Source organism: Deinococcus sp. YIM 77859 (assembly GCF_000745175.1).
Taxonomy (GTDB): Bacteria; Deinococcota; Deinococci; order Deinococcales; family Deinococcaceae; genus Deinococcus.
On the sequence record NZ_JQNI01000004.1, the window covers coordinates 155,001 to 181,153 of the forward strand.

The following is a 26,153-nucleotide window of genomic DNA, read 5'->3' on the forward strand; positions in this document are numbered from 1 at the left end:
GCCGAGACAGTTCGTAGCGCGTCATGTCGAACGTCCGGAAGTCCCGATTGGACACGTGGCGGTACTGCCACGCCGGGTCATCCCCGGGCTTGACACCCTCGGTGAAGCAATGGTGGCTGAAATGCACCCACACCGGATAGGTCACAGGTGGTTTGCCGTCCTTGCCGGGCTGCACGAAGTCGCACTCAAAGGGGTCCAGATGCCCCAGATCAAAGGTGGTTCCATCGTGTTCGAAAGCCCGCCAGCGCGTCACGCGCCTTACCATAGCGCGGGCTCTGCGAGAGCTGGAGAACCCACAGGCGGCTTGTGGTGAGGACGCGCTGGGGCTGCTGCTCCAGCCGAGCCTCACGTTGCGGTAGGGCTTATGTGCCTGAACACACCTGGACCACCTCGGCCGTCCTCTCCCCTTTTTATCTTGGTCGAAGCGCCATAGTCCTCTGTTGTATATATTCAGATGTGGACCTCTCCTCTCTTCTTCGGCGGACACTGGGGCGCGGGGATATCGAAGCGTTTCTGGATTTGATCGCGGATCACCTTCCAGGACAGCCCGGCAATGCCACCCGCAAGAACTACCTCTCCAGCCTGAGGGTCTATCTGCGCTGGGCGGCGGCGGAAGGTCGCCCGGTGCTGCGGGCAGGGCCAGCCGACGCACAAGCGTACCGAGCCGTGCTGCTTCAAAAGCACCCCGCGACCCCGGCAACGGTTCACAATCACCTCGCGCGAGTGCGCACGCTCTATGACGTGCTGGCAGCGCAGGGTGCCCACCCTGGGCCGAATCCCTTCCTGGGCCTCCTGCTCCCCAGCAACAAGCCCGAGGAGCACCGTGACCTCTACACCCCGGCGGAAATCAATCGCCTCCTGGCCCACGGCAACACGCAGGAGCGGGCGCTCGTGCTGTTGGGTGCCCATGCCGGGCTAACGGGGCCGCAGACCGTCAACCTGCGCTGGGAGCACCTCGACCTCACGCGGGGAGAGCTGCGGGTTGGGGGACGAAGCCTAGAGCTCAGCTCGGAGCTGGGGGACGCGCTGCACGCCTACGGGCGGGAACAGGGGCAAACGGAACTGTTCAGAACTCCAGGGCCCATGTTTAGGCTGGAAAACGACCATCAGCTGCGGGCCGTGATCTACGCCCTCTGCCGGCAGGCCAATGTTCCCTACAAGGCGTGGCGCGCCCTTCGAAACGCCGCTGGGCTGCGCCTCCTGCTGCAAACCGGGAACCCGCAGGTGGTGGCCGACCGGCTAGGCCTCACCACCCTCAAGGCGGTCGAGGTCTGGCAGAAGCTGGCGGCGGACCGACCTCCGCAAACATGACTGAACCCTTCACGGCGCCGTCAGCCCCAGCTGCGGGGCAGCGCGCAGACTGGAGCCATGAACCGAGTTCTGGCTCTGCTGCTGGGCGCACTGCTCGTGGGCTGCAGCTCCCCGACGCCGAAGACACCCACCTACACCATTCGCGGACACGTGCTGCTGCCCGGTGACACGCGCGCGGTGACCCTCGACACGGCGGCGCTGTGGGAGCTGCCCCATGTGCCGGGAGAGGTGTTGCTGGAGACCCCGCCAGCGGACAGGCTGAGTGCTCAGGCGCTCGGGCTTCTCTCCAAGGTGCAGCGGCAAGCGGTGCCGGGCACCAACCTGGCCCTGGCACGGACGCCTGCCGGGCAAACAGACGCGGCCTTCGCGCAGCGGCTGAGGGCCACAGGTGTGCGCGCACAACCCAACCTGATCTACCAGGCGCTGTCCGTGCCCAACGATCCGGGGTTCCCCGGTGCGGAGCGGCCGGGTGTGGTGGTGCGGGGGGTGGCCTACGATCAGGACTACCTCACGCGCATCCGGGCGCTGGAGGGCTGGAACCGGCTGGAGGCGCTGGGCAAACCCGTCGATGGCGCCCTGACGGCAGTGCTTGATACAGGGGTGGACGCCGGTCATCCCGAGCTGCTGGGGCGTTTGCACCCGGGCACTGACTTCTGCTCGCGGCTTGTAGGCCAGAGTTGCCAGGGCACGGACACGGACCCGGACGAGGTCACCGCCGGCGACGTGGGACACGGCACCAGCACGGCAGGGCTGATTGTGGCCCAGACCCATAACGGCGAGGGGCTGGCCAGCCTGACTTGGCGGGGGACTGTCCTTCCCGTCAAGGTGTTTGGGACGAATGGCTCCATCTCCGGCGCAACCAGTGCGAGTGTGATCGCGGGTCTACGGTACGCGCAGGCCCAGGGCGCCAAGGTGGTGAACCTGAGTCTAGGCTTTCGGGGCAGCAGGGGGCAGGCGGCGCCGGCTGACCCCGCGCTGGCAGCCGCCATCGCAGACGTTGCAGCCGCCGATATCGTGCTCGTGGCGGCGGCGGGCAACACCCCGGATGAGGGGCTGTACTATCCGGCCAGCGACCCCAACGTGCTGGCGGTAGGAGCAGTGGCCCGTGAGGACCAAGCGCTTGCGCCCTACAGTGCGCGGCCCCTGCCCGGTCAAAAGCCCCTGGACCTCGTGGCGCCGGGAGGAGTCAGCGGCAGCAGCCCAGACGATATCCTGACGCTCGCGCCCCGCGCCCAGGGCGGGTACACCCTGCGAGCAGGAACAAGCGAGGCAGCTCCCCTGGTCAGTGGCACGGCAGCACTGCTGCGCGCCGCCTTTCCGCAGCTGAGGGCAAGTCAGATTCGGCAAGCCTTGAAGGAGGGAGCCACCCCCACCGCCGCGGGAGCACTCCTCAACGTCGAGGGGGCAGTCAACCGCGCCGCCAGCCTGCCCCTTCCCCCACCGTACACGCTCAAGGTCGAAGCCTGGCGCAGCGGACGGGCGGTCACCAGCACCACATTCACGGGAACCCTTGACCCCGAGCAGGCTGCCGTCCCCTACACCTTGGGTGGACTGCCTGCCGGAACGTACGAACTGCGCGCCACCCTGCAACGCGCCGGGGAGATCCTGAGCGGCAGCGCGGCCGCCACCGTTCCTGGGAGTGACGGCACAGACGCTGTGCAAGACATCCAGACCCACCGCTGACCCCATAGACCTGGGCAAGCAGGATGTGAATGGGGTGAAGCCGGCTTCAGCGCTTTCATGAACAAGCGTCATCCTCAGCGCAGGAGCGTTCACAGTTCTTTGGGGGCAAACGGCAGAGCTGGACAGGAGAATCTGGTCGCCCAACGGCACGAGCATCTGCTGGGGGGCAAACAGCAGGAAACGTGAGCGACGAGCGTTTCCGGGGAGGAAAGAGCATGACAACCACCAGCAAGAGCACGGCGCGGCGCGGCTTTGCCGCAATGGATCCAGCCCGGCAGCGGGAAATTGCCCGACTGGGAGGCCAGGCGGCACACCGCAGCGGCAACGCCCACCGATTCACGTCGGAAGAGGCCCGGGAAGCGGGGCGCAAGGGCGGCCGGGCCGCTCGCGGCTCCACCCGGCAAAGCCGCGAGCAGTAAGGTCCCCACGTGCCCCTACCGGGGCGCTTTTCCAGCGGAAGCCTAGCACTCGGCCAGCCGGAAAGGAGAATTCATGAAAAGCGCGCCCGCCTTGCTTGTGTTGTCCCACCTGAGATGGGACTTTGTCTTCCAGCGGCCGCAGCACCTGATGACGCGGGCAGCGCGGTCACGGCGGGTGTACTACATCGAGGAGCCGGTGTACGGGGCACCGTCTGACCAGCTGGCGGTGCGCCGTGACGCCAGTGGCGTCACGGTCATCACGCCCCAGCTTCAGCAGGGCCGCAGCGCCGACGAGGGCCGCGCGAGCACCGCGCGGCTGCTGGCCTCCTGGGTCCAGGCCGAACACCTCCACGTGTACGACCTGTGGGTGTACACCCCGATGGAGTTGCCCGTCACCGCTGGCCTCACGCCCCGCGTGACGATCTACGACTGCATGGACGAACTCGCCAACTTCAAGGGCGCTCCCCCCGAGCTGCGCGCTCGTGAAGCCGCCCTGTTTCGCCGTGCCGACGTCGTCTTTACCGGCGGCTACCGCCTGTACGAGGCCAAGCGCGACCAGCACCCCAACGTGCACTGCTTTCCCTCCAGCGTCGATACCGCCCACTTCGCCCAGGCCCGCCAGGCTCTGCCTGATCCCGCAGACCAAGAGCCGCTTCCCCGTCCCCGCCTGGGCTTTTACGGCGTGATCGACGAGCGCTTTGACATCGCGCTGCTCGGCGAGCTTGCTCGCCGCCGTCCGGCGTGGCACTTCGTGCTGCTGGGTCCGGTTGTCAAGATCGATCCCGCTTCCCTGCCGCGGGGCGAGAACCTGCACTACCTGGGCATGAAGCGGTATACCGAGCTCCCGGCCTACCTGGCCCACTGGGACGTAGCGCTGCTGCCCTTTGCGCGCAATGCGGCAACCGAATTCATCAGCCCGACCAAGACGCCCGAGTACCTGGCGGCCGGGGTGCCGGTCGTGTCGACCGGCATCCGTGACGTGGTGCGGCCCTACGGCGAACGGAACCTGGTGCGCATCGCCGACGGTGTAGATGCCTTTGAGGCCGCCTGCGCCGCGGCGCTGGACGAACGCGACACCCCGGCCGGCGAGGCGCGCCGTCAGCGGGCGGATGCCTTCCTTGCCACCCTCTCCTGGGACCACACCTGGGCTGAAATGAGCGCCCTGATCGAGCAGGCGGCTACGAGCGTCTCCGCCGCCGCAGACTGAAGGGGACCTTGCCGGAGCTTTAGCCAACTCACGACAAAGCCGCCCTCTGCCCCCCGAAACTCGGCTCTGGGAGGACCACGTGAACCTCAAACCCCTGAACGAGCAGGTTATGGTGATTACGGGCGCGTCGAGCGGCATCGGCCTGAGCACCGCGCGGCTGGCGGCGCGAGCTGGTGCACGGCTGGTGCTGGCCGCACGCAGCGAGCAGGCCCTGCGGCGGCTCACCCAGGAACTCACGGACGCGGGCGGGCACGTTGTCTTTGCGGTGGCCGACGTGAGCCGCGAGGAGGACGTGGCGCGGGTCGCTGAGCTGGCACAGGAGACCTTTGGCGGGTTCGACACCTGGGTGAACAACGCGGGTGTCGGTATGTACGGAGAGCTGATGGCGTCGGACGTGGCGGACATGCGCCGCGTCTTCGACATCAACTTCTGGGGCGTGGTGTACGGCTCACGGGTGGCGGTGAGGCACCTGCGGGAACGGGGAGGAGCGCTGATCAACCTGGGCAGCGTAGCTTCCGAGCAGGCCATTCCGCTGCAAGCGCTGTACTCCGCCTCCAAGCACGCTGTCAAAGCCTTTACAGACGGCCTGCGGATGGAACTCGCTCATGAGGGCGCGCCCATCTCCGTCACGCTGATAAAGCCCGGCCCCATCGACACGCCCTGGCCGCTGAACGCGCGCAGCGTTCTGGAGGACGAACCGCAGCATGTGCCGCCCGTCTATGCGCCGCAGGCCGTCGCACGGGCGATTGTGCACGCTGCGACGACTCCTACCCGCGAGGTGTATGTCGGCGCAGGCGCCAAATGGATGGCGGCGTCCGGGCAGTGGGCTCCCGGGCTGACCGAACGGCTGATGGCCGCCCTGGTGATCCCCCGCACCCACAGCCGCCGCCCGCCGCAGCCTCCCGGACAGGATATTCTCAACCACCCTTCCGAGCGCCTGGCAGAACGGGGCGACTATCCCGGGGTGGTGCAGCCCGTGAGCGTCTACACCGAAGCTGTCCTGCACGGCAAGTGGCTGGCGGCGGGGCTGTTGGGAGCGGGATGGGCTGCGGCTCTTTGGAACCGCCGACGGCGAGCGGCCACAGGTCGCCCCTCTTAACCCTTTGTTGAGGTAAGGGGGACAGCTTCCCCACACGGGCCCAAGCGGTGTAATCTTCCGCGAAGGCGTGAACCGAGACCCTTCCCTTGTTCCTCCACTCGACGCCCTGGCTCTGCTCGACGGGCTGCTTGATCCATTTTTTATCGCCGATGGGGAGGGCCGCTGGACGTACGTCAATGGGCCTGCCGCCGCCCTGCTGGGAACCACACCGCCAGAGTTGCTGGGCCGTCCCCTGCTGGAGGGTTTTCCAGGGACGATAGGGGCAGCTCTGCACGAGGTGTGCCGCTTGGTCTTCCAGACCGGGCAGGAGCGGCGCTTCGAGGTGGGTTGTTCCCAGACGGGCCTGTGGGTGGAGGGCCAGGCCCGCCCCTATGCGGATAGCGTGGCCGTTCAGTTGAGGGACGTCACCGAACGCCGACGAACCGAGGAACGGCGGGAGGCACTCCTGGCGATCACGCGTGCGCTGGCGGCGGCCGGCTCCCCGGCACAAGCTCTACAGGCGACGCTGGAGCTTATCCGTGAGGCCCTGGGGGCAGCGGGCGGGGTGTTTTGGCCCCTGCCCCAGGAGGGCAAGGGAACCCTCCCGGTCCAGCGGGTAGGCCTCAACCTGCAACTGGCAGACGCGGTGCTCACCGCGCTCGTGCAGGAGGCAGGAGAGGGGCCGGACGGCCTGTTTCTGCGGCAGGAGGACGCGGCTGCCCTCGCTCCGAAACCGTCCGTACAGGCCCTGGCGGTTCTCCCGTTGGGACCGGAGGGGGAAAGGCGGGGGGGCCTCATCCTGCACTTCTCCCAAGACCGTTCCTTCACGGCGAGCGAACAGGAGTTTCTGCGCTTTCTGGCGGGACAACTTACCCAAACCCTGCGGCGCCTCGAGGCTATCGAGGCGAGCGAGCGGGTGAGGCAGGCACTCGACCAGGAACGGGCCCGGCTATGGGCCATTCTCGATCAGATGCCCGTTGCCATCTGGATCGCGGAGATGCCCACTGGCCGCCTGATCGCGGGAAACCGGGCCATCGAGCGCATCCTGCGCCATCCCTTCCGAGCGAGCCAGGACACCGAACACTACAGCGAATACGTGGGCTTTCACCCAGACGGCCGGCGGTACGAGAGCAGCGAGTGGCCGCTGGCCCGCACCGTTCGTACCGGCGAGCGTGTCGAGTGCGAGGAAATCGAGATGGAGCGGGGAGACGGCACGCGCGGCTTCGTGCAGTACGCGTCCACCCTGATCGAGGACGAGCACGGGAACGGCCCTGCCCTCGCAGTGGTGACCGGCGTGGACGTGACCGAACAGCGGGAACTCAGCGCCACGCTGGAGCAGCGGGTGACCGAGCGGACCCGTGACCTGCTGCGCCGCAACGAGGAGCTGGCCGCCGAGACTGCCGCCCTCCAGGCTTTTGCCCGCTTCACCGAACTCACGGGCCACGAGACCAACCTGGAGGTGCTCACCCAGGCTGCGGCCCAGCTGCTGCACCGGGCGCTGGGAGACGGCAGCACCGGGTACTACGAACTTCAGGGAAACCTCTGGAAGCAGGGGCCCTGGGACGGCGATATGGAACCCGCGACCCTGAACGCCGCGCAGGCGGGGTTCCCGGCGGATCTTCCGCTTTTTGCCCAGCCCGCCGCGACCCGTGAGCCGCTGTTTGTGGACGAGTGGCGGCAATCAGAGCACGCGCTTGCCGCGCACACGCCCGAGTATGGGGCGCTGGCTGTCTACCCGGTCACGGTGGGCGGAAAGACCATCGGACAACTGGCGGCGGGCCTGCGCGGAAAAACCCGCTGGAGCGAGCGCGACAGGGCGGTGTTTCGGGCGGTGGGCCGGGCGCTGAGCCTGGCGGCGGAGCGAGCGGACCTGACCCGCACCCTCAACGCGCAGAAAGAAGAGCTCGCGGCCCGCTCCCGCACGCTGGAGGCGTTCGCGGAACTGGGCCGCGACCTGCGAGATCCTGAGCTGCAAGCCGATCCGCTGTGGCTGGTGCGGCGCGCGCAGGAGATTCTGCTCGCCACGCTGCCCGAAGGATACGTGGTCTATGCCGAACCCGAAGACGGCCTGTGGCGCTTCAAGGTGCAGGTGGGTGACCTGCGGAATTCTGAACTCCAGGCGGCGGTCGAAGCCGGACTGCCCTTTGAAAGCACCCGAAACCTCTGGTTGCCTTGGCACACCCAGCAGCCCTTCTACCAGGACAGCTACGACACGGGTACCGACGGGCTGGAGCAGCTCACGGGGCACATCAGCGCTACGGCGACCCTTCCCGTGCTCGTCAACGGTGCACCACGCGGGGTGCTCGCGGTCGCCCTCTTTGGGTCGCCCAACGGAACGCCGCGCCACTGGTCGGGCACAGACCGAGTGGTGTTGGAGACGGTCGTGCGCAGCCTCGGCTTGGCTCTAGAGCGCAGCGAGGGCGCGCAGGCGCTCGCGGCCAAGCAACGGGAGCTGGAGCAGGCCAACCGCGACCTAGAGGCCTTCTCGTACAGCGTCTCGCACGATCTGCGCGCGCCCGTACGGCACATCAGCAGCTTTGCGGGCCTGCTGCGCCGGGCGGTCGCGGATCAGCCCCGCGCCCTGAAGTACGCGGATGTGATCGAGGCCAGCGCCGCCAGGATGAATACCCTGATCGACGGCCTGCTGACCTTGGCCCGTCTAGGGAGCGGTGAGGTGCGAAAGACCGAGGTCGCCCTGGGTGACCTGGTGGAGGCTGTACGGGTCGAGCTCGCTCCCGAAGCCGGCGAACGGCAGATTGAGTGGCAAGTCGCTGACCTGCCGACCGTCCGCGGGGACCCTACGCTGCTGCGCCAGGTCCTTCAGAATCTGCTGGGCAATGCGCTGAAGTATTCCCGGCCGCGGGACGTGACCCGCATCGAAGTCTGGGCCGAGCGGACAGGGCACGAGCACGTCATCCACGTTCGTGACAACGGGGTGGGTTTCGACCCCGCCGGAGAGAGCAAGCTTTTCGAGGTCTTTCAGCGCCTGCACACCCCGCAGGAATTCGAGGGGGACGGCATAGGGCTAGCCAGTGTGCAGCGCATTGTCAGCCGGCATGGGGGGCGCGTCTGGGCAGAGGGCCGCCTCGGGGAGGGCGCCACCTTCAGCTTCACGCTGCCGGCCTAGCTATCCGCCCAGAGCGCTGCGGGCCAGGTTGCGAAAGCGCAGGAGTTCCTTGCTGGAGGGGTCAGTCTTCAGGGCCAGCTGCGCGAATTTCAGCGTCTTGTCGTGCTGACCTGCTTGCGTCCACGCCTCAAAGGCTTCCTGCCGGTACAGAAAGTACAGGGTTGGGACCCCTAGAGCCACCGCGCGGTCAAAGTTTGCGGCAGCCGCCTGTACGTTACCCAGCCGCAGATTCGCCTTGCCCAGGCCCCACCAGTTGTAGGGGTCGTTGGGCCGGGCCTTGACGCTACGCTCGCCGATCCGTTTGAGCTTCTGCCAGTTCGCAGCTGCTCGGAAGTCTTCGCCCAGGGCGGCCCGGACCTCACCCTCCTTGGCGGGTGGGTAGGCGATCAGGTACTCGCCATTGTAGTAGTGCCACAGGTCCATCAGCTCGGCGGTGCTCAGCCACAGCCTGGGACCACGCAGGGGATCACTGGTCAGGAAGTCGCTGCCGCGGTAGCCGTACACCGTGCGAAAGTGCGCGACCGAGCTCCCCGCGCGCAGCCGCTGCTGCACCACGACCGGGATACCGCGGGCGAGCAGGTCACGCAGCAGCTCCGGCGTTCCGGCGTAGCGAATGACCGTGCGCAGGCCAAAGCGGTCGAGGTAGCGGGCGAGCTCCACGCTGGACACCTGCGGGTCACGCGGCGAGTCCTTGAGGGCCTGCGCCGCCTGCGCCTGGGTCACCCGCGTGCCGTAGTACCCCAGGATCGTCAGCGCCGTCACGGGTCCGCAGTTATCCGGTCCCTGCGGCTCATGGCGAATGTTCTTCAGCGTGATGCTCGGCGGCAGCGCCGCTGCGCCGGACAGCAGCAGGAGCGCCAGAGGAAGGACCAAGGGGAGCGCCATACCGCAGGGTAGGCTCCCGGCCCCCTGCCTCGGAAAGGGGGGGATAAAGAAACCATGATGTCCGCTTCTGGTTGGATTTGCCAGACGCCGGCAGCAGAGCTCTAGCGGCTCCCTTCCACAGACACGCGGGGGGGTGCCGTCAGTTCTGCCCCCAGCCAGGCGGCCGCCCGGTCGAGCAGCGCGGCGGCGGCGGGCGAGAGAGCCGTCATGTTGGCAAAGCCGTGGATCATGCCGGGACCAGGGAGGTGTTCGGCACGAACACCCGCCTGCCGGAGCGCCTCGGCGTACGCTGCCCCCTCGTCGCGCAGGGGGTCAAACTCAGCGGTCATCACAAGGGCGGGGGGCAGACCGTGGAGCTCGGCGGCATGGAGCGGGGACACGTGCGGATGGGCCGCGTGGGCCGGATCAGCGAGGTACATCTGCCCAAAAAACCGCATGCGTTCCTCGGTGAGGAAGAAGCCCTCGGCGTTCTCGCGGCGGCTGGGGTAACGGTCCACGTTCACGAAGTCGGCGGCGGGGTAGATCAGCAGCTGCGCGCGAAGCGGAGGACCGCCCTCGTCACGGGCGCGCAGGGTGCAGGCCATCGCCAGGCTGGCCCCCGCGCTGTCCCCGGCCACCGCCAGACGGCTGGTGTCTGCGCCGAGTGCCTCACCGTTCGCGGCGGCCCAGCACAAAGCGGCGTAGGCATCCTCCACAGCCGCCGGAAAGCGGTGTTCGGGGGCAAGACGGTACTCCACGCTGAGAACGGCGCTCCGGGCTCCCGCGCACAGCTCACGGCACACGCTGTCATGGGTCTCGATGGAGTACGCGACAAAGCCGCCCCCGTGGAAGTAGACGGTGAGGGGATGCGGCCCCTCCCCTTCCGGCGTGTACAGCCGTGCGGGCAGGTCGGCCGCCGGACCGGGAAGGGTGAGGTCCCGCGTTCCAGCGATGCGCACCGGGCGCTTCGGCATGCGAGCGGCGTTGGCGATCACGGCGGCGCGCATCTCCTCCAGGCTGCTGGGCTGGGGCGCTGCGGCCAACTGAAGCAGGATTTCTTTGAGGTGGGGATCGAGGGAGGGCATACGTTCTCCTTTCTCCTTTACCGCCAAGACGAGAGTTCCCCGGGCAGATGGGCCGTCTCGTTGAAGCTGTCGAGGCTGGCCCGCCCGCGGCCGTAGGTCAGGCGGGTGATGCTGCCATTTTTGACGCGCCAATTCAGGGTCAGGGCCGTCTCATCGGGGGCGCCCAGCACGGCGGCCACCGTCACGCCAATCACGCCGCCGGACGTAAAGGCCAGGACGGTGCGGCCCGCAGGCCCTGCGAGCAGCTCCCCCAACAAGGCGTGAACGCGGGTGCGAAAGTCCGCCCAGGCTTCCACCTCCGCGTGGGTGACCTCGCCACGTAGGTAGGCCGCCGCCAGGGGCTCGAGCATTCGCTGGAGGTGCCGGTTCCGCTCGGGGCCGTGTCGCTCCTCCTCCCAGGCGCGCAGCAGAGCGTCAAAGCGGGCGTCGCGGGCCGCGAGCAGCGGCGCGAGCGTGCGAATCAGGCCGTCGCCGTCGTACTCGGCCAGGCGGGCGTCCGTGACGGGCTCCGGCCAGGTGCCGCCCGCCGCTTCCGAGGCGAGGCGGGCGCTCTCGCGCTGACGCACCAGCGGCCCGCACAGCACGTCGGTCGGCTCTCGCCCGGCCTCCGCCAGGAAGCGCCCCACCGCGCGGGCCTGCGTCTCCCCCAATGCGGAAAGGCGGTCGGTATCGGCCTCAAAGGGCGTGGCCTGCCCGTGGCGCACGAGGATGAGTTCACTCATGTGCCGGGGCGTCCTGAATTCGCCGCCACGCCTCCCCGATCAGCCAGGCGGCCTGCTCCCCCAGCGGCGCAAAGCGCGGGTCTTTCGTCTGCCCCGCGCGGTAACGGGCATAGATCTGCTGAACGATCACGGCGAGCTTGAAGTGTCCCAGCACCTCGTACCACGCCACACCCCCCACGTCCCGTCCGCTGCGCGCCGCATAGCGGGCCAGAAAGTCCTCGCGCGACAGAAAGCCCGGCGCGTTCGCCCCGATGCGGTTTTCGGCGCCTCCCGGCTGCTGCGGCATCGTCCAGTACGTCAGGGTGAGGCCCAGGTCTACCAAGGGGTCACCGACCGTTGTCATCTCCCAGTCGAGGAGGGCCACCACCCTGGAGGGGTCCTGCGGGTCCAGCATCAGATTGTCGAGCTTGAAGTCGTTGTGAACGAGCGTGTGCGCCGACTCGTGGGGGGTGTGCTCGCTCAGCCAGGCGATCACGTCCTCGTCGTGCAGGGCACCGGGGGGAGGCAGGTCGTCGGTGCGGGCACGGCGCCACCGTTCGGCCCAGCCCTCCACCTGGCGGGTGTTGAAGCCCTCGGGCTTGCCGATGGCCCGCAGCCCCGTCGCGTCAATATCCACCCCGTGCAGGTCCGCAAGGGTGTCAGCCAGCGCCTCCGAGAGCTGGCGGGGGGCACCAGGCAGGGCAGCGTACTCCGGGGGCAGCCGCGTCCGCACCACCGTGCCGCGCCGCCGCTCCATCAGGTAGAAGGGCGCGCCGATCACAGAGGGATCCTCCACCAGCAGGACGGGCTCGGGTGCGACGGACAGCACCGGATGCACTTTTTGCAAAAGCCGGTACTCGCGCGGCATATCGTGGGCCCCGCGCGCCACCGGGCCGAGGGGTGCGCGGCGCAGCACGTACTCCTGCTCGCCCAGCCGCAGCAGGTAGGTCAGGTTGGAAAATCCTCCGGGGAACTGCTCGACCGTCAGGGCGTCCACGTTGCCGGCGACCTTTCCACGCAGAGCCTCTTTCAGCGCGTCCAGCGGCAGCTCCTCGCCGGGACGGACGGGGGCGGTGTCGGGGCCGGTCACGCCTGACTCCCCTCACGCGGGGTGCCCAAGGCCTGCCGTTCCGCCAGGAGCGCCATCGCCTTTTCGCGCAGGCGGCGCATTCCGGCAATCCAGCCGTCGTAGTCGGCGGCCTTTTTCTGGAAAGACGGGAGGGTGGTGGGGTGCGTGGTGATGAGAAAGCCGTCACGCCGCAGCACCTCTAGCGTCTTTTCCACCAGCTCATCCGTCGTGATGGCCGTCTGCTGGAGGATGGGCGCGTTCTGGATCATGGGCGTCCACACCCCTTCGGGGCAGAGGGCCGACACCCGGATGCCCCGGTCCGCGTAGGTGATCGCCAGCCACTCCGCAAAAGCCAGCGCCGCGTGTTTGGTCACCGCGTAGGGCGCGGAGTGCAGTTCGGTAAGGAGACCCGCGGCCGACGCCGTGTTCAGGAAGTAACCCTCGCCGCGCGCGAGAAAATGCGGGAGCAGGTGCCGAGCGGCCCAGACGTGGCTCATCACGTTGACCCGCTGAATCAGGTCCCACTGCGAATCCGGCGTCTCCGGTCCCGCGCCGATGGCGATGCCCGCATTCGAGCAGAAGAGGTCGATGCGGCCTTCTTCGCGCAGCACGTCGGCAATCAGGGCCTGGATGTCCTCTTCTTTCGCGACATTGGCGGGCACGAAGCGCGCGCCGATCTCAGCGGCCTTCTGTGCCCCGGTCTCGGCGTTGAGGTCAGAGGCGATGACGGTTGCGCCTTCCCGCACGAAACGCGTGGCGAGCGCAAGACCGATTCCGGAGGCGGCTCCGGTCACGACGATGATCTTGTTGGGGAAGTCCATGAGAGCACTCCTGTTGGACGGTCAAAACGTCCCGTTTCGTGAACATCATTGCCCGCGTCCGTCCACCCCCTGCCGCCGCAGTTCCTCCTTGGCCACCGTCTCGACGTGGACGATGTCGGGGCCGTCTGCAAGGCGCAGGGTACGGGCCTGGGCGTACATCATGGCGAGGGGCGTGTCCTGGCTGACGCCTGCCCCACCAAAAACCTGGATGGCGCGGTCGATCACCCGCAGGGCGACATTGGGCGCGACCACCTTGATGGCGGCGATCTGCCCGCGCGCGGCCTTGTTGCCCACGGTGTCCATCATGTGGGCGGCCTGCATGGTCAGCAGCCTCGCCTGGTCGATCTCCATCCGGCTCTGGGCGATCAGTTCGCGGACATGCTGGTGCCCGGCGAGCGGCTTGCCAAAAGCCACCCGCTGGCTGCTGCGCTCCACCATCAGCTCCAGCGCCCGCTCGGCCTGCCCGATCAGCCGCATGCAGTGGTGAATCCGGCCTGGCCCCAGCCTCCCCTGCGCGATCTCGAAGCCCCGGCCCTCGCCCAACAGGATGTTGCCAGCGGGAACGCGCACGTTCTCAAAGGTCATCTCGGCGTGACCGTGCGGCGCGTCGTCGTAGCCGAAGACGGTCAGCATGCGCTCCGTCTTCACGCCCGGCGTGTCCAGCGGCACCAGGATCATGGACTGCTGGCGGTGGCGCTCGGCCTGCGGATCCGTCTTGCCCATCAAGATGCTGACCTTGCAACGCGGGTCGCCCGCCCCGCTCGTCCACCACTTGCGCCCGTTCACGACGTACTCGTCGCCGTCGCGAACGATGCTGGACTCGATGTTGGTGGCGTCGCTCGAGGCCACCTCCGGCTCGGTCATGGAAAAGGCAGAGCGGATCTCGCCGTTCAGGAGGGGGATAAGCCAGCGTTCCTGCTGTTCGGGCGTGCCGTAGCGGGCAAGCACCTCCATGTTGCCGGTGTCGGGGGCCGAGCAGTTAAAGACTTCAGGGGCCCACCACACCCGGCCCATCACCTCGCACAGCGGCGCGTACTCCAGGTTGGTGAGGCCCGCACCGAAGCGGCCCTGGGGATCGGAGGCCGGTGGCAGGAAGAGGTTCCACAGGCCCGCAGCCCGCGCCCTCGGCTTGAGGTCCTCGATCAGCTGTACGGGCGCCCAGCGGTTCCCCTCATTCACCTGGCGGTGAAACTCGGCTTCACGGGGGTAGATGTGTTCCTCCATAAAGCGGATCAGACGGCTGTGCAGGTCTCGGGTCCGCGGCGAAACGTCAAAGAGGGTCATAGGATCTCCTTGGGGTCACGCTGGACCCCATACCTGCGCGGCGCGCAACCCGGGCGAGGGTTGGACCGCGCAGCGACTCAGGTTCTCTCCTGCGGGGAGCACCGGGATGATGTCGCTGGAGCTGGCCGGGGCGCACCCGCGTGGGCGCGAACAGCAAAGCCGCAGGTTCATCCGTGGCCTCCCGCCGGGGGCACGTCCGCCGTGACGATGGTGCCCAGGGCCGTGGCGACCAGCTTTTCCTCACCGGCCTGCACGGCGAAGATGTCGCAGCGGGTCACCGCCTGCCGCTTCCCGGCACTCACGATGCTCCCGCGGGCGACGAGGGTTTCTCCTCCGCTGGGCCGCAGGAAGTTGATTTTGAATTCAGAGGTGAGCACGCGTGGTCCCAGCGCAACCGCGCCCACAAAGGTGAGGGCGATATCCGCGAGCGCCGCCTGTACACCCCCATGGGCGAACCCGTGGTGCTGGGTAAGCTCCGGCCGGAAGGGCACCCGCACGACCACCCCCGCGGGCGACAGCGCCTCCACCCGCGCCCCCAGCAGCACGCTAAAGGGCTGGGCGTCAAGGACGCTTTGGGCAACCTCTACTCCGGGCACCGTCACAGGTACACTCGCATGACCGTCTCGGCGGTCGCGGCGGGCTTGTCGCCGCCCTCCAGCTCGATGGTGTTGGCCACCGTGAGCTGCACATATCCCGGCCCGTCCTCGAGGGCCAGGAGCACGGCACGGTTGCGCAAGCGGCTCCCTACCGGCACCGGCGAGATGAAGCGCACCCGGTTGAGGCCGTAGTTCACGACCATGCGGGCTCCTTCCAGCCGGGGGCCCCCTCCCGCCGTCATCAGGCGCCCGGCAAGCAGCGCAAGCGTCAGGAAGCCGTGCGCGACTGGGCCGCCGAAAGGCGTCTGTGCGGCCCGCACGGGGTCGACGTGAATGAACTGGTGGTCGCCGGTGGCGTCGGCAAACCCATTCACCATCTCCTGCGTGACCGTCACCCAGTCTGAGAGGGCAAGTTCCTGGCCGGTTCGGGCGCGCAGGTCGGAAAGGGAGGTTGGAGTCATGGGGCTCCTTTCGGAAAGGGCACGTCTCAGATCGCCGTGATGCCGCCGTCCACCGCGATGTTTTGTCCGGTCATGTAGGCCGAAGCGTCCGAGGCGAGCAGCAGGGCGAGGCCCTTGAGGTCTTCGGGTCCACCCAGGCGGCCCAGGGGGGTCGCGGCCCGGATCGTTTCCTCGGCGTAGGCGAGGGTGCCCCGCGTCATTTTCGTGGGAAAGTAGCCGGGGCAAATCGAATTCACGGTGATTCCGTACTTGGCCCACTCGGCCGCGAGCGCGCGGGTAAAATTCACGTCGGCCCCCTTGGCGGTGTTGTAGGCCAGCGTCCCCATCATGCGCGGGTGATTTCCCTTGAGCCCCGCGACCGAGGCGACGTTGATGATGCGGCCTGACCGAGCAGGGATCATGCAGCGCCGCCCCACCGCCTGGGTCAGCAAAAACATGCCGTTTACATTGAGGTTGATCACCTTGAGCCAGGCGTCGAAGGGGTGCTCCTCGGCGGGGGCGCCCCAGGTGGCTCCCGCGTTGTTCACCAGGATGTGAATGGGGCCGACCTCGTTATGAATTCGCTCGACGAGAGGATCAATCGTCTCGAACTGCGAAAGGTCATGGGCATACACGTGCGCGGTGACGCCCAGCGCCGCGAGATGAGCCCGCGCCGCGTCCAGCTCGTTCTGCTTGCGAGCGGTCAGCACGACGGTCGCGCCGTACTCGCCCAAAGCTTCAGCGATCTGGAGGCCTAGGCCGCGCGAGCCTCCGGTGATGAGGGCGACTTTGCCGGTTAGGTCAAAGAGTTCTTTGAGTGCCATGGTGCCTCCCGGTGGGTTGTGGAGCTCTCCCTTACCATAGGGAAACTGTACGTGTGCGTCAATTTTGAACGTGTGGGGATACTCAGCTCTGCTGCTTCAGAAAGCCGCGCAGGTCGTGCAGGAACCGCTCTGGGCGCTCCAGATGGGGCAGGTGGCCGGTGGCGGGATAGACGCGCAGCTCGGCCCCCGGAATTCCCCGTGCGAGCCGCTCGGCGTTCGGCAGTGGAATGAGGTCGTCCCGCTCGCCGTGCAGCACCAGGGTGGGCACGGTGATCTGTCCGAGCTCGGCGCTTGTGTCGTGGGCGCGGATGGCACGAAACTGCCGCTTGAAGCTCTCGGCGCCCATGGGGTGACGGGCGGCGTTTGCGGCCGCTCCGTCCAGGGCCTCGGGGTGCGCTTCGGGAAAGCCCTCGTGTGTCATCAGCGTGAGGGCCTGCCGGGCCCGTTCCTGCGGCTCCATATCGGCGGGGAGGAACAGGGCCGCGCGTCCGCGTTCGGTCGCGGGGGTGGACGCTGCACCACCCGGCGTGGTGGCGACGAGCACCAGCCCGCGCACGAGTTCAGGATGCCGCAGCGCGAGATGCTGCGCGACCATCCCGCCCATGCTGAGGCCCACGACGAAGGCGGGGGCAGCGTCCACGGCCCGCAGAAACGCAGCGGCGTCGTCCGCGAGGTCGGGCAGCAGGTAAGGATCCGTGAACGCCTCGGAATCCCCGGTGTCGCGGTGGTCGGGGGCAAGGGCGCGGTACTCGTCACCGATGGCCTCCACCACCGGCTGCCACCCCAGCCGCGAGCCCCCCAGCCAGGCGAGGAACAGGACGTTGGCGCGCGGCTCGTTCGGAGACACCTCACTGTAGGCCAGCGTCCGGCCTCCGGCCTCCACACGCCGGAACTCTTCTGCTGACGGCTGGGCGCGAGAAGGTGGCCGCCCCATCAAAACCACGCGTCCTGCATATCGAAGGTGGTGCGGTCCGCGCTCGCGAGAAGGTCCGCGTGGAACTGGACTTTGGGCAGCTCGTAGCGGGCGAAAAAGCGTGCTGCCTGCAACTTGCCCCGGTAGAAGTCGGCGTCGCCGCCGCGCGCTGCGGGGAGCCTGCGGGCCGCTGCTGCTGCCTGCCGCAGCCACATCCAACCGATCACGGTATGCCCCAGCATTTCCAGGGCGCTGTTCGCGTTGGCAAGGAAGAGGTCGGGGCCGAGTTCGGGCGCCCGAGCGAGGAGGGCTTGCAGGGCCGCCCCGCTTTGGGTGACGGCAGTTTGGAGAGCCGAACGGATCTCGGTGAGCCCTTCTAGCTCCTCCGCCGCCTTCAGGTCGGCCCGTATGCGCGCGAGCAGCACCAGCAGCGCGCGGCCGCCCGCCTGCGTGACCTTGCGCCCGAGCAGGTCGTTGCCCTGAATGCCTTCCGTGCCCTCGTGAATGGGATTCAGGCGGTTGTCACGGTAGTACATCTCGACCGGGTAGTCGCGGGTGTACCCGGCCCCGCCCATCACCTGAATCGCGTCGCTGAGCGCCTCCTGGCTGTACCGGCTCGGCCAGCTTTTCACGATGGGCGTCAGGAGGTCAAGGAGGAGCGCGTTGTCCTCGCGGTCCGCTTCCGGACCAGTTTCGATCTCATCTTCAAGGTGCGCGGCGTAGAGGCCCAGCGCCAAGCCTCCTTCCACGATGCTCTTTTGCCGCAGCAGAAGGCGCCGCACGTCCGCGTGTTCGATGATGCGAACGGGCTCGCTGTGCGGGTCCTTGTTGCCCGCGTGCCGCCCCTGCCGCCGCTCGCGGGCGTATTCCAGGCTGGCGAGGTAGCCCGCGTAGCCCAGCATCACCGCCCCCATGCCGACGCCGATGCGAGCGCTATTCATCATGTGGAACATGTACGAAAGGCCGCGGCCCGGTTCCCCGATCAGTTCCCCGATCGTCTCGCCGCCCTCCCCGAAATTCAGCAGCGTGTTCGTGGTGCCCCGGTAGCCCATCTTGTGGTTCAGGCCCGCCAGAACGACGTTGTTGGGCTCACCGAGGCTGCCGTCCTCATGAACGCGGTATCTGGGCACGATGAAGAGAGAGATGCCCTTCACCCCCGCCGGTGCCCCCTTAATCCGCGCCAGAACGAGGTGAACGATGTTTTCCGAGAGTTCGTGTTCGCCCGCCGAGATCCACATCTTGGTCCCGGTGATGCTGTAGGTGCCGTCCCCTCGGGGCGTGGCGGTCGTGGTGATGTCCGCCAGCCCCGACCCCGCGTGCGGCTCGGAGAGGGCCATCGTGCCGAACCAGCGGCCCTCGAGCAGGGGAAGCATATATTTGCGCTGCTGCTCGGGTGAGGCGAACACCCGTTGTAGGTTCGCGTTCCCGATGGTGAGGAAGGGGTAACTGCTCGTGCCGATGTTGGCGGCCTTGAAGTGCGCGTGCACCGCCTGCGCGACCACGTGGGGGAGTTGCAGGCCGCCGAGCGCCTCATCGGCGTGGGCACTGAAAAACCCAGCCTCGCGGAAGGCTTTCATCGCCTCGGCAGCGGCAGGGACGAGCCGCACCCGGCCGCCCTCGATGTGCGGCTCGTTCAGGTCGGCCTCGCGGGCGTGGTTGGCAAAGTACCGCTCGGCAATGGTGTACGCGAGGTTCAGAATGTCGTCGTACACCTCGCGGCTGTGTTCCGCGAAGCGCGGGCGCTGCGGGAGGGCGGCGGTATTCAGCACCTCGTAGAGCTGGAATTGCAGGTCACGGCGGGACAGAAAGGGGGCCATGGCGTCTCCTTAGCAGGGAAGTTGTGGTCAGCTTAGGCCGCCCGTCCGTGAACGTCAATTTTGTACGCGAGCGTTCATGTCGACTAAGATGGACCCCTCACCCAGGAGGTTTCCTATGCGCGCTCTGATCTGCACGGCCTTTGACCAACCCGAAACCCTGCGTGTTCAGACGGTCCCCGATCCGACGCCCGGGCCCGGTGAGGTGGTGCTGGACGTCGCGGCGGCAGGCGTGAACTACCCCGACGCCCTGATGGTGCTGGGGCAGTATCAGGTGAAACCTCCCCTGCCCTTCACGCCGGGCGCGGAGGCCGCCGGGGTGATCTCGGCGGTGGGCGAGGGCGTCACCCATCTGCGGCCCGGTCAGCGAGCGGTGGCCTTTACCGGCACGGGGGCCTTTGCAGAACGGCTCCTCGCCCCCGCCACGGCGGTGCTGCCGCTGCCGGACGGCCTGGAACTGGAGGTGGCGGCGGGCCTGCCGCTCGCCTACGGCACCTCGATGCACGCCCTGGCGGACCGGGCGGGGCTCAAAGAGGGCGAGACGCTCCTCGTGCTGGGGGCGGCGGGCGGCGTGGGCCTGGCCGCAGTGATGATTGGCCGTGCGCTTGGGGCGCGGGTGATCGCGGCGGCGAGCAGCGAGGAGAAGCTGGAGCTCTGCCGCGAGCACGGGGCGCACGAGACGCTCAACTACACGGCCGAGAACCTGCGCGAACGCCTGAAAACGCTGACGGGGGGCCAGGGACCCGACGTGATCTTTGACCCGGTGGGGGGCGACCTCGCGGAACCCGCCTTCCGCTCGATCGGCTGGGGCGGGCGCTATCTGGTGGTGGGCTTCGCGGGCGGAGAGATCCCGAGGCTGCCGCTGAATCTGCCGCTGCTGAAGGGCGCCTCGCTGGTGGGGGTGTTCTGGGGCGAGTTCGCGCGGCGTGACCCCCGCGCCAACGCGCGGAACATGGCGCGGCTGCTCGGTTGGGTGGCCGGCGGCACCCTCAAGCCGCTTGTCAGCGAGCGCTATTCGCTGGAGCGCGCCCCCGAGGCCCTGCGCGCGCTGCTCGACCGCCGCGTGACCGGAAAGGTGGTGGTCACGCCTTGACCTCCCCGCCCGTCACCTTCTACACCACCGCCGAACTCGCGCGGGAGGCGGGGGTCACCCGGCGCACCGTGATGCACTACGCCGAACTGGGCCTGCTGACCCCCGATCAGGTCACCGCGTCGGGCCGCGCCCTGTATGGTCCGTACGCGCTGCGGCTGCTGCGAGACGTGATGGACCTGCGCGCCCTGGGTGTGCCGCTCGACGAGGTGCGCGACATGGTGATTCTGCGCCGCGCAACGCACACGCTCGACGGCACCTACCGCCGCGACTGGACCCGCGCGGACATTCCTCTCAGTGACGAGCGGCTGCGGGTGATTCACGCCCGGTTGCGGCTGCTGCTGGGCGCCTACGAACGGCAGGCGGAGGGCCTCGCTCGCTTTGACCGCTGGCTGACCAAGCGCTTTACGGGGGGCGATGTGGAGCCGCTCGTCCTAGAAGACGGGGAGGGGTAGGGCCGCCGCACCCCGTCACTCCGGGACCTTCCTGCCCACCGGGAAGCGCTCCGAAAGGAGCCGGGCCGCAACCGCGTTCCCCTTTCGGGTACGGGCGGCTTACACTCGGCGGGTGACGCGCGACTCGGCGGCCTCTCTCCCCTGCCCCGGCACGCCCGGGGAGCTCGCGGCCCTGGTGCGGCTGGCGGGGCCAGTGGTGGTGTCGCAGTTTGCCGCAAACGCCCTGACGCTGGTGAGCACAGCGGTGATCGGGCGGTTGGGCGCGGCAGAGCTGGCCGCAGCAGCCTACGCGAACGCCACCTATTACCTGCTCTTCATCGTGCTCACGGGCGTGATGCTGGCGGTGGGGCCGCGGGCGGCGCAGGCGCACGGGGCGGGGGACGCGGCCGGTGTAGCGCGGGCCCTGCGGGGCGGGCTGTGGCTGGCGCTGGGGCTGACGCTGCTCGCCCTGCCGCTGATGGAGGGTGTGGCGGCGGCGCTGCCTACCCTGGCCCCGGCGGGCGTTCGGGGGGACCTGGCCGCCACCTACCTGCGGGTCTACGCGCTGGGCATGCTCCCGGTCCTGAGCTTCGTGGCCCTGCGCGGCACGCTGGAGGGCACCGAACGGCCCCACACGGTGACGGCGGTGGCGCTGGGCGGCGTGGCGCTGGTGTCCCTCCTCAGCCCGGCGCTCGCCTTTGGATGGGGGCCACTCCCCGCGCTGGGCCTAACGGGTGCGGCGGCAGCGAGCGTGCTGACCTCATGGGTGACGGCGCTGACGCTGTTTCCCGTCGCGCTGCGCCGCGCTCCCCGGGTGCCCGGCATGGGCAGCGTCCGCAGGGAGATGGCCGCGCTGCTGGCGCTGGGCTGGCCCATCGGCCTCACGCTGGGGGCAGAGGGCGGCATGTTCAGCCTGACGGCACTCCTGATGGCCCGCTTTGGCCCTGAGGCTCTTGCCGCCCACAACGTCGCCCTTCAGGTCATCACGGCGGTCTTTATGCTGCCGCTGGGGCTGGCGACGGCGACGGGCATCCGAGTCGCCCACGCGGCGGGCGCGGGAGACCAGGCCGGAGCGCGTCGCGCGGGCCTCACCGGGATCGGCCTCGCGGCGGGCGTGATGCTGGCCTTCGCGGGGCTGGAACTGCTCGCGCCGCGGCTGGTGCTGGGCGTGTTCGTTCCTGTGGAGGACCCCCGCAACGTGGCCCTGGTCGCCACCGCCACCACGCTGCTGAGAATCGCCGCGCTGTTTCAGACGGTGGACGGCGTGCAGGTCACGGCCAACGCGGCCCTGCGCGGCCTGCACGACACCCGCTGGCCGCTGCTGATCTCGCTGGCGGCCTACTGGCTCGTAGGGCTGGGGGTGGGGGCGCTGCTCGCCTTTGGGCTGCATGTGGGCCCGCGCGGCCTGTGGTTCGGCCTGACCGCGGGGCTCTTCACAGCGGCGGGCGCACTGCTCACGCGCTTCCTGCGGCGAACGGCGGCGGCCTGAGCCTCACTCCCGCGGGCGCAGGTCCGTCACCCGCTTGAGCTTGCCGCCCTCGCTGCGGGGAAGGCTGCCGGGCACACACAGCTCGCAGCGCACGGTCACGCCAACCTGGGCCTTGATCTGCCGCTCGATCTCGTCCCGCAGCGCGGCGCTTTCGCTTGCGGTCTCCACCCGCAGCGTCAGGTCATCGCGGGTGCCGGTGCGGGTCAGGACGATGTGGTAGTGCGGGCTGACCTGCCCCATCCCCACGAGCACGGCCTCCAGTTGCGTGGGGTACACGTTCACGCCGCGCAGGATGATCAGGTCGTCCGCCCGCCCACGCACGGCGTCCATCCGCCGGAGGGTGCGCCCGGTCGCGTTTGCCTCGGGCATAAGCCGGGTGATATCCCCGGTCCAGTACCGCAGAACCGGCAGGGCGGTTCTTGTCATGGACGAGAGAACCAGCACGCCGTACTCGCCGTCGGGGAGCACCTCGCCCGTCTCGGGATGGACGATCTCGGGGTAGAAGTGGTCTTCCCAGAGATAACTGCCCTGCTGTTCGGTCGCGTCCTCGTTGCTGACACCGGGGCCGATGATTTCCGACAGGCCGTAGATGTTGGTAGCGGTGACGCCCAGGCGGGCTTCCACCTCGTGGCGGGTCTTCTCGGTCCAGGGTTCGGCGCCCAGCACGGCGTACCGCAGCGAGAGGTCTTCCGGGCGCAGGCCCAGGCGCGCAAAGGCGTCGGCCAGCACCAGGGCGTAGCTGGGTGTGCAGGCGATCACTTCCGGCTCCAGGTCGAGGATGAGGGCCACCTGCCGCTCGGTTCCGCCGCCCGATACCGGCACGGTGCACAGGCCGAGCCGCTCGGCCCCGCCGTGCAGGCCGAGTCCGCCGGTAAAGAGGCCGTACCCGTAGGCGTTATGAAAGGTCATGCCGGGCCGCGCGCCCGCAGCGTAGAGGCTGCGCGCGACCACCTCCGCAAACACGTCCAGGTCATTCTCGTCGTAGGCGACGACCGTGGGTTTGCCGGTGGTGCCGCTGCTGGCATGCAGTCGGCGCAGCCTCTCACGGGGCACGGCGGTCAGCCCCAGGGGGTAGTGGTCACGCAGGTCGCTCTTGCGCGTCAGGGGAAAGCGGGCGAGGTCGTCCAGCGTTCGCAGATCATCCGGCGTGACGCCCGCCGCCTCGAACTTCGCGCGGTAGGCGGGGACGTGTTCGAACTGGCGGGCGACCATCGCCTGAAGCTGCGCGAGTTGCAGGGCCCGCAGCTCGGCAAAGGGCATCGCTTCACGTTCGGGTTGGAACATCTTGACTCCAATCGGGGAGGCTTAGGGGGTCACCGACCACTTTGCCGGGGTTCAGGAGATTCAGGGGATCAAAGAGGGCCTTCACGTCCCGCATCACGTCGAGCGCGGCCCCGTGTTCGGCACGCAGGTAGGGGCGCTTGCGCAGGCCCACCCCATGCTCACCCGTGCAGGTGCCGCCTGCGGCGATGGCCTGGGTGGCGAGCTCATGCAGGACGCGTTCGATGCGCGCCCAGGTCTCAGTGTCGTCGGGCGGGGCGTGCATGAGCAGGTGCAGATTGCCGTCCCCGATGTGACCCACCAGAGGGGCGGTGAGCCCGTGTTTGGCGAGCAACCGCTGCGCGAGGGCCACGGTGCTTGCCAGCGCGGGAAGGGGCACGCACACGTCCCCGATCCGGGTGGCGTGGCCGGGCCAGGCGGCACGCAGCGCGTCATAGACGCCGTGACGAGCGGCCCACAGCGCGCCCTGCGCCTCGGGCGTACGGGCCTCACCCACCGTCACGCCACCGTGCAGCGCCGCCGCCTCCCGGAGCAGGGCGAGTTGCGTGTCCACGTCCGCCGCGTCCCGTCCCGCGACCTCGGCCCAGAGGGTGGGCGCCTCGGGGTCGTGGCGGTCGCGGTGGCGGTTCACGGCCCGCACGGTTGCGGCATCCACGAACTCCAGCCGCTCGGGCGTGACACCCAGGCCGCGCGCCGTCACGCTGGCGAGCACGGCGGACGCCACGTCGGGAAAGGCGAGCTGCACGCTGGCGGTCGCGGGTGGAAGCGGGTGCAGCCGCAGGGTGAGGGCCGTGATCACGCCCAGGGTGCCCTCTGAGCCGAGAAAGAGGTGCTTGAGGGCGTACCCACTGCTGCTCTTGCGCGCGGCGCTGCCCAGCGACAGAACGCGTCCGTCGAGCAGCGCCACCCGCAGGCTCAGCACGTTCTCACGCATGCCGCCGTAACGGACCGTGGTCGTGCCGCTCGCATGGGTGGCTGCCATGCCACCTAGGCTCGCGTCCGCACCGGGATCCACCGGGAAGAACAGGCCGTGCGAACGCAGACGGCGGTTCAGAGCGACCCGGCGCACCCCCGGCCCCACCGTCACCGTAAAGCCCAGCGGGTCCACCTCACCCACCGTATCCAGGCCGCTGAGGTCGAGGGAAATGGCACCCGGCAGCGGCAGGGCCGCACCTTCCAGGCTGGTGCCCGCCCCCCAGGGCGTGACCGGGACGCGGTGGTCACGCGCGACGGCGAGGGTGGCGAGCACGTCCGCCTCCGACTGGGCAAACACCACCGCGCCGGGAATGCAGGTGTACGGCGTCCCCTCGTCACGTGCGTGGGCCTGGAGGTCGCCGGGCAGAACGCTGACCCGTTCCCCCAGGCGCTCACGCAGCACTGCTCGCCAGCCGTTGGCCGTCAACGCTGCCCCCGCGGCTACTTGAGCAGTGTCCAGGTGCCGTTTTGCACCGTCACCATCACTCGGGAACGCTGGTCAAGGCCGAGGTGGTCCGTTTTGCTCATGTTAAAGATGCCGTGGGTGCCGATCACGTTCTTGGTGTTTTCCAGCGCGTCACGCAGAGCGGCACGGAACTCCGGCGTGCCGGGCTTGGCTTTTTTCAGCGCGACGGGAATGGCCTTTTGCATCAGCAGGCCGGCATCCCACATATGCGCGCCAAAGGTGCTGACGGAGTTCTGGCCGTACTTGGCCTCGTAGCGGCCCGTGTAGTCTAGGCCCACCTTCTTCAGCGGATTACTCGCGGGAAGCTGGTCGGCGACCAGCACCGGCCCGGCAGGAAGGATCGCTCCCTCCACGTCCTTGCCGCCCACCCGCAGGAAATCGGCGTTGGCGACCCCGTGCGTCTGGTAGATCTTGCCCGCAAAGCCGCGGTCCCGCAGGGTCTTCTGCGGCAGCACGGCGGGTACCCCGGAGGCCCCGATCAGCACGGCGTCGGGCTTGGCGGCCATGATCTTGAGGATCTGGCCGGTCACGCTCGTGTCACTGCGCCCGTAGCGTTCGGTGGCCACCACCCGGATGCCGCGCGCGGCGGCACTCTTCTGGAACTCGTTGAGCCAGCCTTCCCCATAGGCGTCGTTGAAGCCGATGTAGCCCACGGTCTTCACGCCGTTTTGCTGCATGTGTCCCGCGATGGCAGCGGCCATAATCGCGTCGGTCTGCGGGGTCTTAAAGACCCAGCGGCGTTTGTCATCCACCGGCTTGATGATCGCCTCGGACGCCGCGAGGCTGATCATGGGCACCTTGGCCTCCGCCACCACGTCGATCATCGCCAGCGAAGCGGGCGTGGTCGTGGTGCCCACAATGAGGTCTACCCGGCCGTCCTGAATGAGCTTGCGCGCGGCGGTGACCGCAGCCGTGGTGTCCGAAGCGTCGTCGAGGATGGTGTACACGACCTTCTGGCCGCCGATGGTCTGCGGCAGCAGCGCGACGGTGTTCTTCTCGGGAATGCCCAGGCTGGCGGCTGGCCCGGTCGAGGAGACGATCACGCCAACCCGCACCTCTGCGAGCGCGAGGGACGAGGCGGCGAGCACGGCCGTCAGGAGCAGGTGGGCTGAACGCTTCATGGTAAACCTCCACGGGGCGCCGCTCCGAAGACTGCGGAGGGCGAGGGATGCCGAAGTGTGC

The 26,153-nt window shown here is 68.6% G+C and carries 24 protein-coding genes (1 of these 24 only partly in view); 9 read left to right on the forward strand and 15 right to left on the reverse strand.

From position 1 onward, the window contains the following. A protein-coding gene (locus tag EI73_RS13990; RefSeq protein ID WP_156103616.1) for a hypothetical protein crosses the window boundary here: on the reverse strand, nt 1–253 show its 5' portion. It extends 278 nt beyond the left edge of the window; the window shows 253 of its 531 coding nt (coding positions 1–253); its start codon is at nt 251–253; the stop codon falls past the left edge of the window. A 203-nt stretch (nt 254–456) separates the two neighbouring features. Here EI73_RS13990 and EI73_RS13995 point away from each other — a divergent pair, with 203 nt between their 5' ends. The 6 genes from EI73_RS13995 to EI73_RS15720 all read left to right on the forward strand — a co-directional run bounded on the left by EI73_RS13995 (nt 457) and on the right by EI73_RS15720 (nt 8,825). Next, nucleotides 457–1,311 carry a site-specific integrase gene (locus EI73_RS13995; protein ID WP_034388677.1) on the forward strand — a complete coding sequence of 285 codons (855 nt, stop codon included), beginning with the start codon at nt 457–459 and terminating at the stop codon, nt 1,309–1,311. A 57-nt stretch (nt 1,312–1,368) separates the two neighbouring features. Continuing rightward, nucleotides 1,369–2,994 carry a S8 family serine peptidase gene (locus EI73_RS14000; RefSeq protein WP_051935645.1) on the forward strand — a complete coding sequence of 542 codons (1,626 nt, stop codon included), beginning with the start codon at nt 1,369–1,371 and terminating at the stop codon, nt 2,992–2,994. A gap of 215 nt (nt 2,995–3,209) precedes the next feature. Next, nucleotides 3,210–3,413 carry a KGG domain-containing protein gene (locus EI73_RS14005; protein WP_034389103.1) on the forward strand — a complete coding sequence of 68 codons (204 nt, stop codon included), beginning with the start codon at nt 3,210–3,212 and terminating at the stop codon, nt 3,411–3,413. Nucleotides 3,414–3,486: 73 nt separating this feature from the next. Continuing rightward, a complete protein-coding gene (locus tag EI73_RS14010) occupies nt 3,487–4,620 on the forward strand; it encodes a glycosyltransferase family 1 protein (protein WP_034388679.1) in 1,134 nt (377 codons plus the stop codon). A gap of 79 nt (nt 4,621–4,699) precedes the next feature. After that, nucleotides 4,700–5,719, forward strand: a complete 1,020-nt coding sequence (locus tag EI73_RS14015) for an SDR family oxidoreductase (protein ID WP_034388682.1) — start codon at nt 4,700–4,702, stop codon at nt 5,717–5,719. A 67-nt stretch (nt 5,720–5,786) separates the two neighbouring features. After that, the gene (locus EI73_RS15720; protein WP_051935646.1) at nt 5,787–8,825 is read left to right on the forward strand and encodes an ATP-binding protein; all 3,039 of its coding nucleotides are present in this window, start codon (nt 5,787–5,789) and stop codon (nt 8,823–8,825) included. Here the strand turns inward: EI73_RS15720 and EI73_RS14025 are convergent, their stop codons facing one another. From EI73_RS14025 to EI73_RS14075, 11 genes are all read right to left on the reverse strand, one after another. Next, entirely contained in the window at nt 8,826–9,710 is an 885-nt protein-coding gene (locus EI73_RS14025; protein ID WP_034388685.1) for a C39 family peptidase, read from the reverse strand. Between the two features lie 101 nt (nt 9,711–9,811). Beyond that, nucleotides 9,812–10,774: an alpha/beta hydrolase gene (locus EI73_RS14030; protein ID WP_034388687.1), complete on the reverse strand. Its 963-nt coding sequence runs from the start codon at nt 10,772–10,774 to the stop codon at nt 9,812–9,814. Between the two features lie 17 nt (nt 10,775–10,791). Continuing rightward, on the reverse strand, nt 10,792–11,496 hold the full coding sequence (locus EI73_RS14035) for a histidine phosphatase family protein (RefSeq protein ID WP_034388690.1): 705 nt from the start codon (nt 11,494–11,496) through the stop codon (nt 10,792–10,794). Further along, nucleotides 11,489–12,565 carry a phosphotransferase family protein gene (locus EI73_RS14040; protein WP_034388693.1) on the reverse strand — a complete coding sequence of 359 codons (1,077 nt, stop codon included), beginning with the start codon at nt 12,563–12,565 and terminating at the stop codon, nt 11,489–11,491. The genes EI73_RS14035 and EI73_RS14040 overlap by 8 nt, the downstream gene beginning before the upstream one ends. Continuing rightward, the gene (locus EI73_RS14045; protein ID WP_034388695.1) at nt 12,562–13,365 is read right to left on the reverse strand and encodes an SDR family oxidoreductase; all 804 of its coding nucleotides are present in this window, start codon (nt 13,363–13,365) and stop codon (nt 12,562–12,564) included. The genes EI73_RS14040 and EI73_RS14045 overlap by 4 nt, the downstream gene beginning before the upstream one ends. A gap of 45 nt (nt 13,366–13,410) precedes the next feature. Then, entirely contained in the window at nt 13,411–14,649 is a 1,239-nt protein-coding gene (locus tag EI73_RS14050; protein WP_034388698.1) for an acyl-CoA dehydrogenase family protein, read from the reverse strand. A gap of 167 nt (nt 14,650–14,816) precedes the next feature. Beyond that, the gene (locus EI73_RS14055; RefSeq protein ID WP_034388701.1) at nt 14,817–15,251 is read right to left on the reverse strand and encodes a PaaI family thioesterase; all 435 of its coding nucleotides are present in this window, start codon (nt 15,249–15,251) and stop codon (nt 14,817–14,819) included. Then, nucleotides 15,248–15,706: a MaoC family dehydratase gene (locus EI73_RS14060; RefSeq protein WP_034388704.1), complete on the reverse strand. Its 459-nt coding sequence runs from the start codon at nt 15,704–15,706 to the stop codon at nt 15,248–15,250. The genes EI73_RS14055 and EI73_RS14060 overlap by 4 nt, the downstream gene beginning before the upstream one ends. Before the next feature lie 26 nt (nt 15,707–15,732). Then, nucleotides 15,733–16,509 (reverse strand): SDR family oxidoreductase, encoded by a 777-nt coding sequence (locus EI73_RS14065; protein ID WP_034388707.1) that lies wholly within the window; start codon nt 16,507–16,509, stop codon nt 15,733–15,735. Between the two features lie 82 nt (nt 16,510–16,591). Beyond that, nucleotides 16,592–17,392 (reverse strand): alpha/beta hydrolase, encoded by an 801-nt coding sequence (locus EI73_RS14070; protein WP_051935647.1) that lies wholly within the window; start codon nt 17,390–17,392, stop codon nt 16,592–16,594. A 50-nt stretch (nt 17,393–17,442) separates the two neighbouring features. Then, nucleotides 17,443–19,239, reverse strand: a complete 1,797-nt coding sequence (locus EI73_RS14075) for an acyl-CoA dehydrogenase (protein WP_034388709.1) — start codon at nt 19,237–19,239, stop codon at nt 17,443–17,445. 115 nt (nt 19,240–19,354) lie between these two features. Here EI73_RS14075 and EI73_RS14080 point away from each other — a divergent pair, with 115 nt between their 5' ends. The 3 genes from EI73_RS14080 (at nt 19,355) to EI73_RS14090 (ending at nt 22,249) form a co-directional block, all read left to right on the forward strand. Continuing rightward, a complete protein-coding gene (locus EI73_RS14080) occupies nt 19,355–20,329 on the forward strand; it encodes an NADPH:quinone oxidoreductase family protein (protein ID WP_034388712.1) in 975 nt (324 codons plus the stop codon). Then, a complete protein-coding gene (locus EI73_RS14085; RefSeq protein ID WP_034388715.1) occupies nt 20,326–20,781 on the forward strand; it encodes a MerR family transcriptional regulator in 456 nt (151 codons plus the stop codon). Before EI73_RS14080 ends, EI73_RS14085 begins: the two co-directional genes overlap by 4 nt. 112 nt (nt 20,782–20,893) lie before the next feature. Beyond that, nucleotides 20,894–22,249: an MATE family efflux transporter gene (locus EI73_RS14090; protein ID WP_231557367.1), complete on the forward strand. Its 1,356-nt coding sequence runs from the start codon at nt 20,894–20,896 to the stop codon at nt 22,247–22,249. Between the two features lie 3 nt (nt 22,250–22,252). On the opposite strand, the gene paaK is transcribed toward EI73_RS14090, so the two are convergent. The 3 genes from paaK to EI73_RS14105 are packed head-to-tail and all read right to left on the reverse strand — an operon-like array spanning nt 22,253 to nt 26,092. Then, on the reverse strand, nt 22,253–23,533 hold the full coding sequence (paaK, locus tag EI73_RS14095; protein WP_034388718.1) for a phenylacetate--CoA ligase PaaK: 1,281 nt from the start codon (nt 23,531–23,533) through the stop codon (nt 22,253–22,255). Further along, nucleotides 23,514–24,932, reverse strand: a complete 1,419-nt coding sequence (locus EI73_RS14100) for an FAD-binding oxidoreductase (protein WP_034388721.1) — start codon at nt 24,930–24,932, stop codon at nt 23,514–23,516. The genes paaK and EI73_RS14100 overlap by 20 nt, the downstream gene beginning before the upstream one ends. Nucleotides 24,933–24,946: 14 nt before the next feature. After that, a complete protein-coding gene (locus EI73_RS14105) occupies nt 24,947–26,092 on the reverse strand; it encodes an ABC transporter substrate-binding protein (protein WP_034388724.1) in 1,146 nt (381 codons plus the stop codon). Between the last annotated feature and the right edge of the window lie 61 nt (nt 26,093–26,153).

Excerpts from the sequence above, each read along its gene's own strand:
- EI73_RS14000 (WP_051935645.1), top strand. The coding sequence starts at position 1,369 with ATGAACCGAGTTCTGGCTCTGCTGCTGGGCGCACTGCTCGTGGGCTGC.
- EI73_RS14005 (WP_034389103.1), top strand. The coding sequence starts at position 3,210 with ATGACAACCACCAGCAAGAGCACGGCGCGGCGCGGCTTTGCCGCAATG.
- EI73_RS14010 (WP_034388679.1), top strand. The coding sequence starts at position 3,487 with ATGAAAAGCGCGCCCGCCTTGCTTGTGTTGTCCCACCTGAGATGGGAC.
- EI73_RS14025 (WP_034388685.1), bottom strand. The coding sequence starts at position 9,710 with ATGGCGCTCCCCTTGGTCCTTCCTCTGGCGCTCCTGCTGCTGTCCGGC.
- EI73_RS14030 (WP_034388687.1), bottom strand. The coding sequence starts at position 10,774 with ATGCCCTCCCTCGATCCCCACCTCAAAGAAATCCTGCTTCAGTTGGCC.
- EI73_RS14035 (WP_034388690.1), bottom strand. The coding sequence starts at position 11,496 with ATGAGTGAACTCATCCTCGTGCGCCACGGGCAGGCCACGCCCTTTGAG.
- EI73_RS14045 (WP_034388695.1), bottom strand. The coding sequence starts at position 13,365 with ATGGACTTCCCCAACAAGATCATCGTCGTGACCGGAGCCGCCTCCGGA.
- EI73_RS14050 (WP_034388698.1), bottom strand. The coding sequence starts at position 14,649 with ATGACCCTCTTTGACGTTTCGCCGCGGACCCGAGACCTGCACAGCCGT.
- EI73_RS14060 (WP_034388704.1), bottom strand. The coding sequence starts at position 15,706 with ATGACTCCAACCTCCCTTTCCGACCTGCGCGCCCGAACCGGCCAGGAA.
- EI73_RS14065 (WP_034388707.1), bottom strand. The coding sequence starts at position 16,509 with ATGGCACTCAAAGAACTCTTTGACCTAACCGGCAAAGTCGCCCTCATC.
- EI73_RS14075 (WP_034388709.1), bottom strand. The coding sequence starts at position 19,239 with ATGGCCCCCTTTCTGTCCCGCCGTGACCTGCAATTCCAGCTCTACGAG.
- EI73_RS14080 (WP_034388712.1), top strand. The coding sequence starts at position 19,355 with ATGCGCGCTCTGATCTGCACGGCCTTTGACCAACCCGAAACCCTGCGT.
- paaK (WP_034388718.1), bottom strand. The coding sequence starts at position 23,533 with ATGTTCCAACCCGAACGTGAAGCGATGCCCTTTGCCGAGCTGCGGGCC.
- EI73_RS14105 (WP_034388724.1), bottom strand. The coding sequence starts at position 26,092 with ATGAAGCGTTCAGCCCACCTGCTCCTGACGGCCGTGCTCGCCGCCTCG.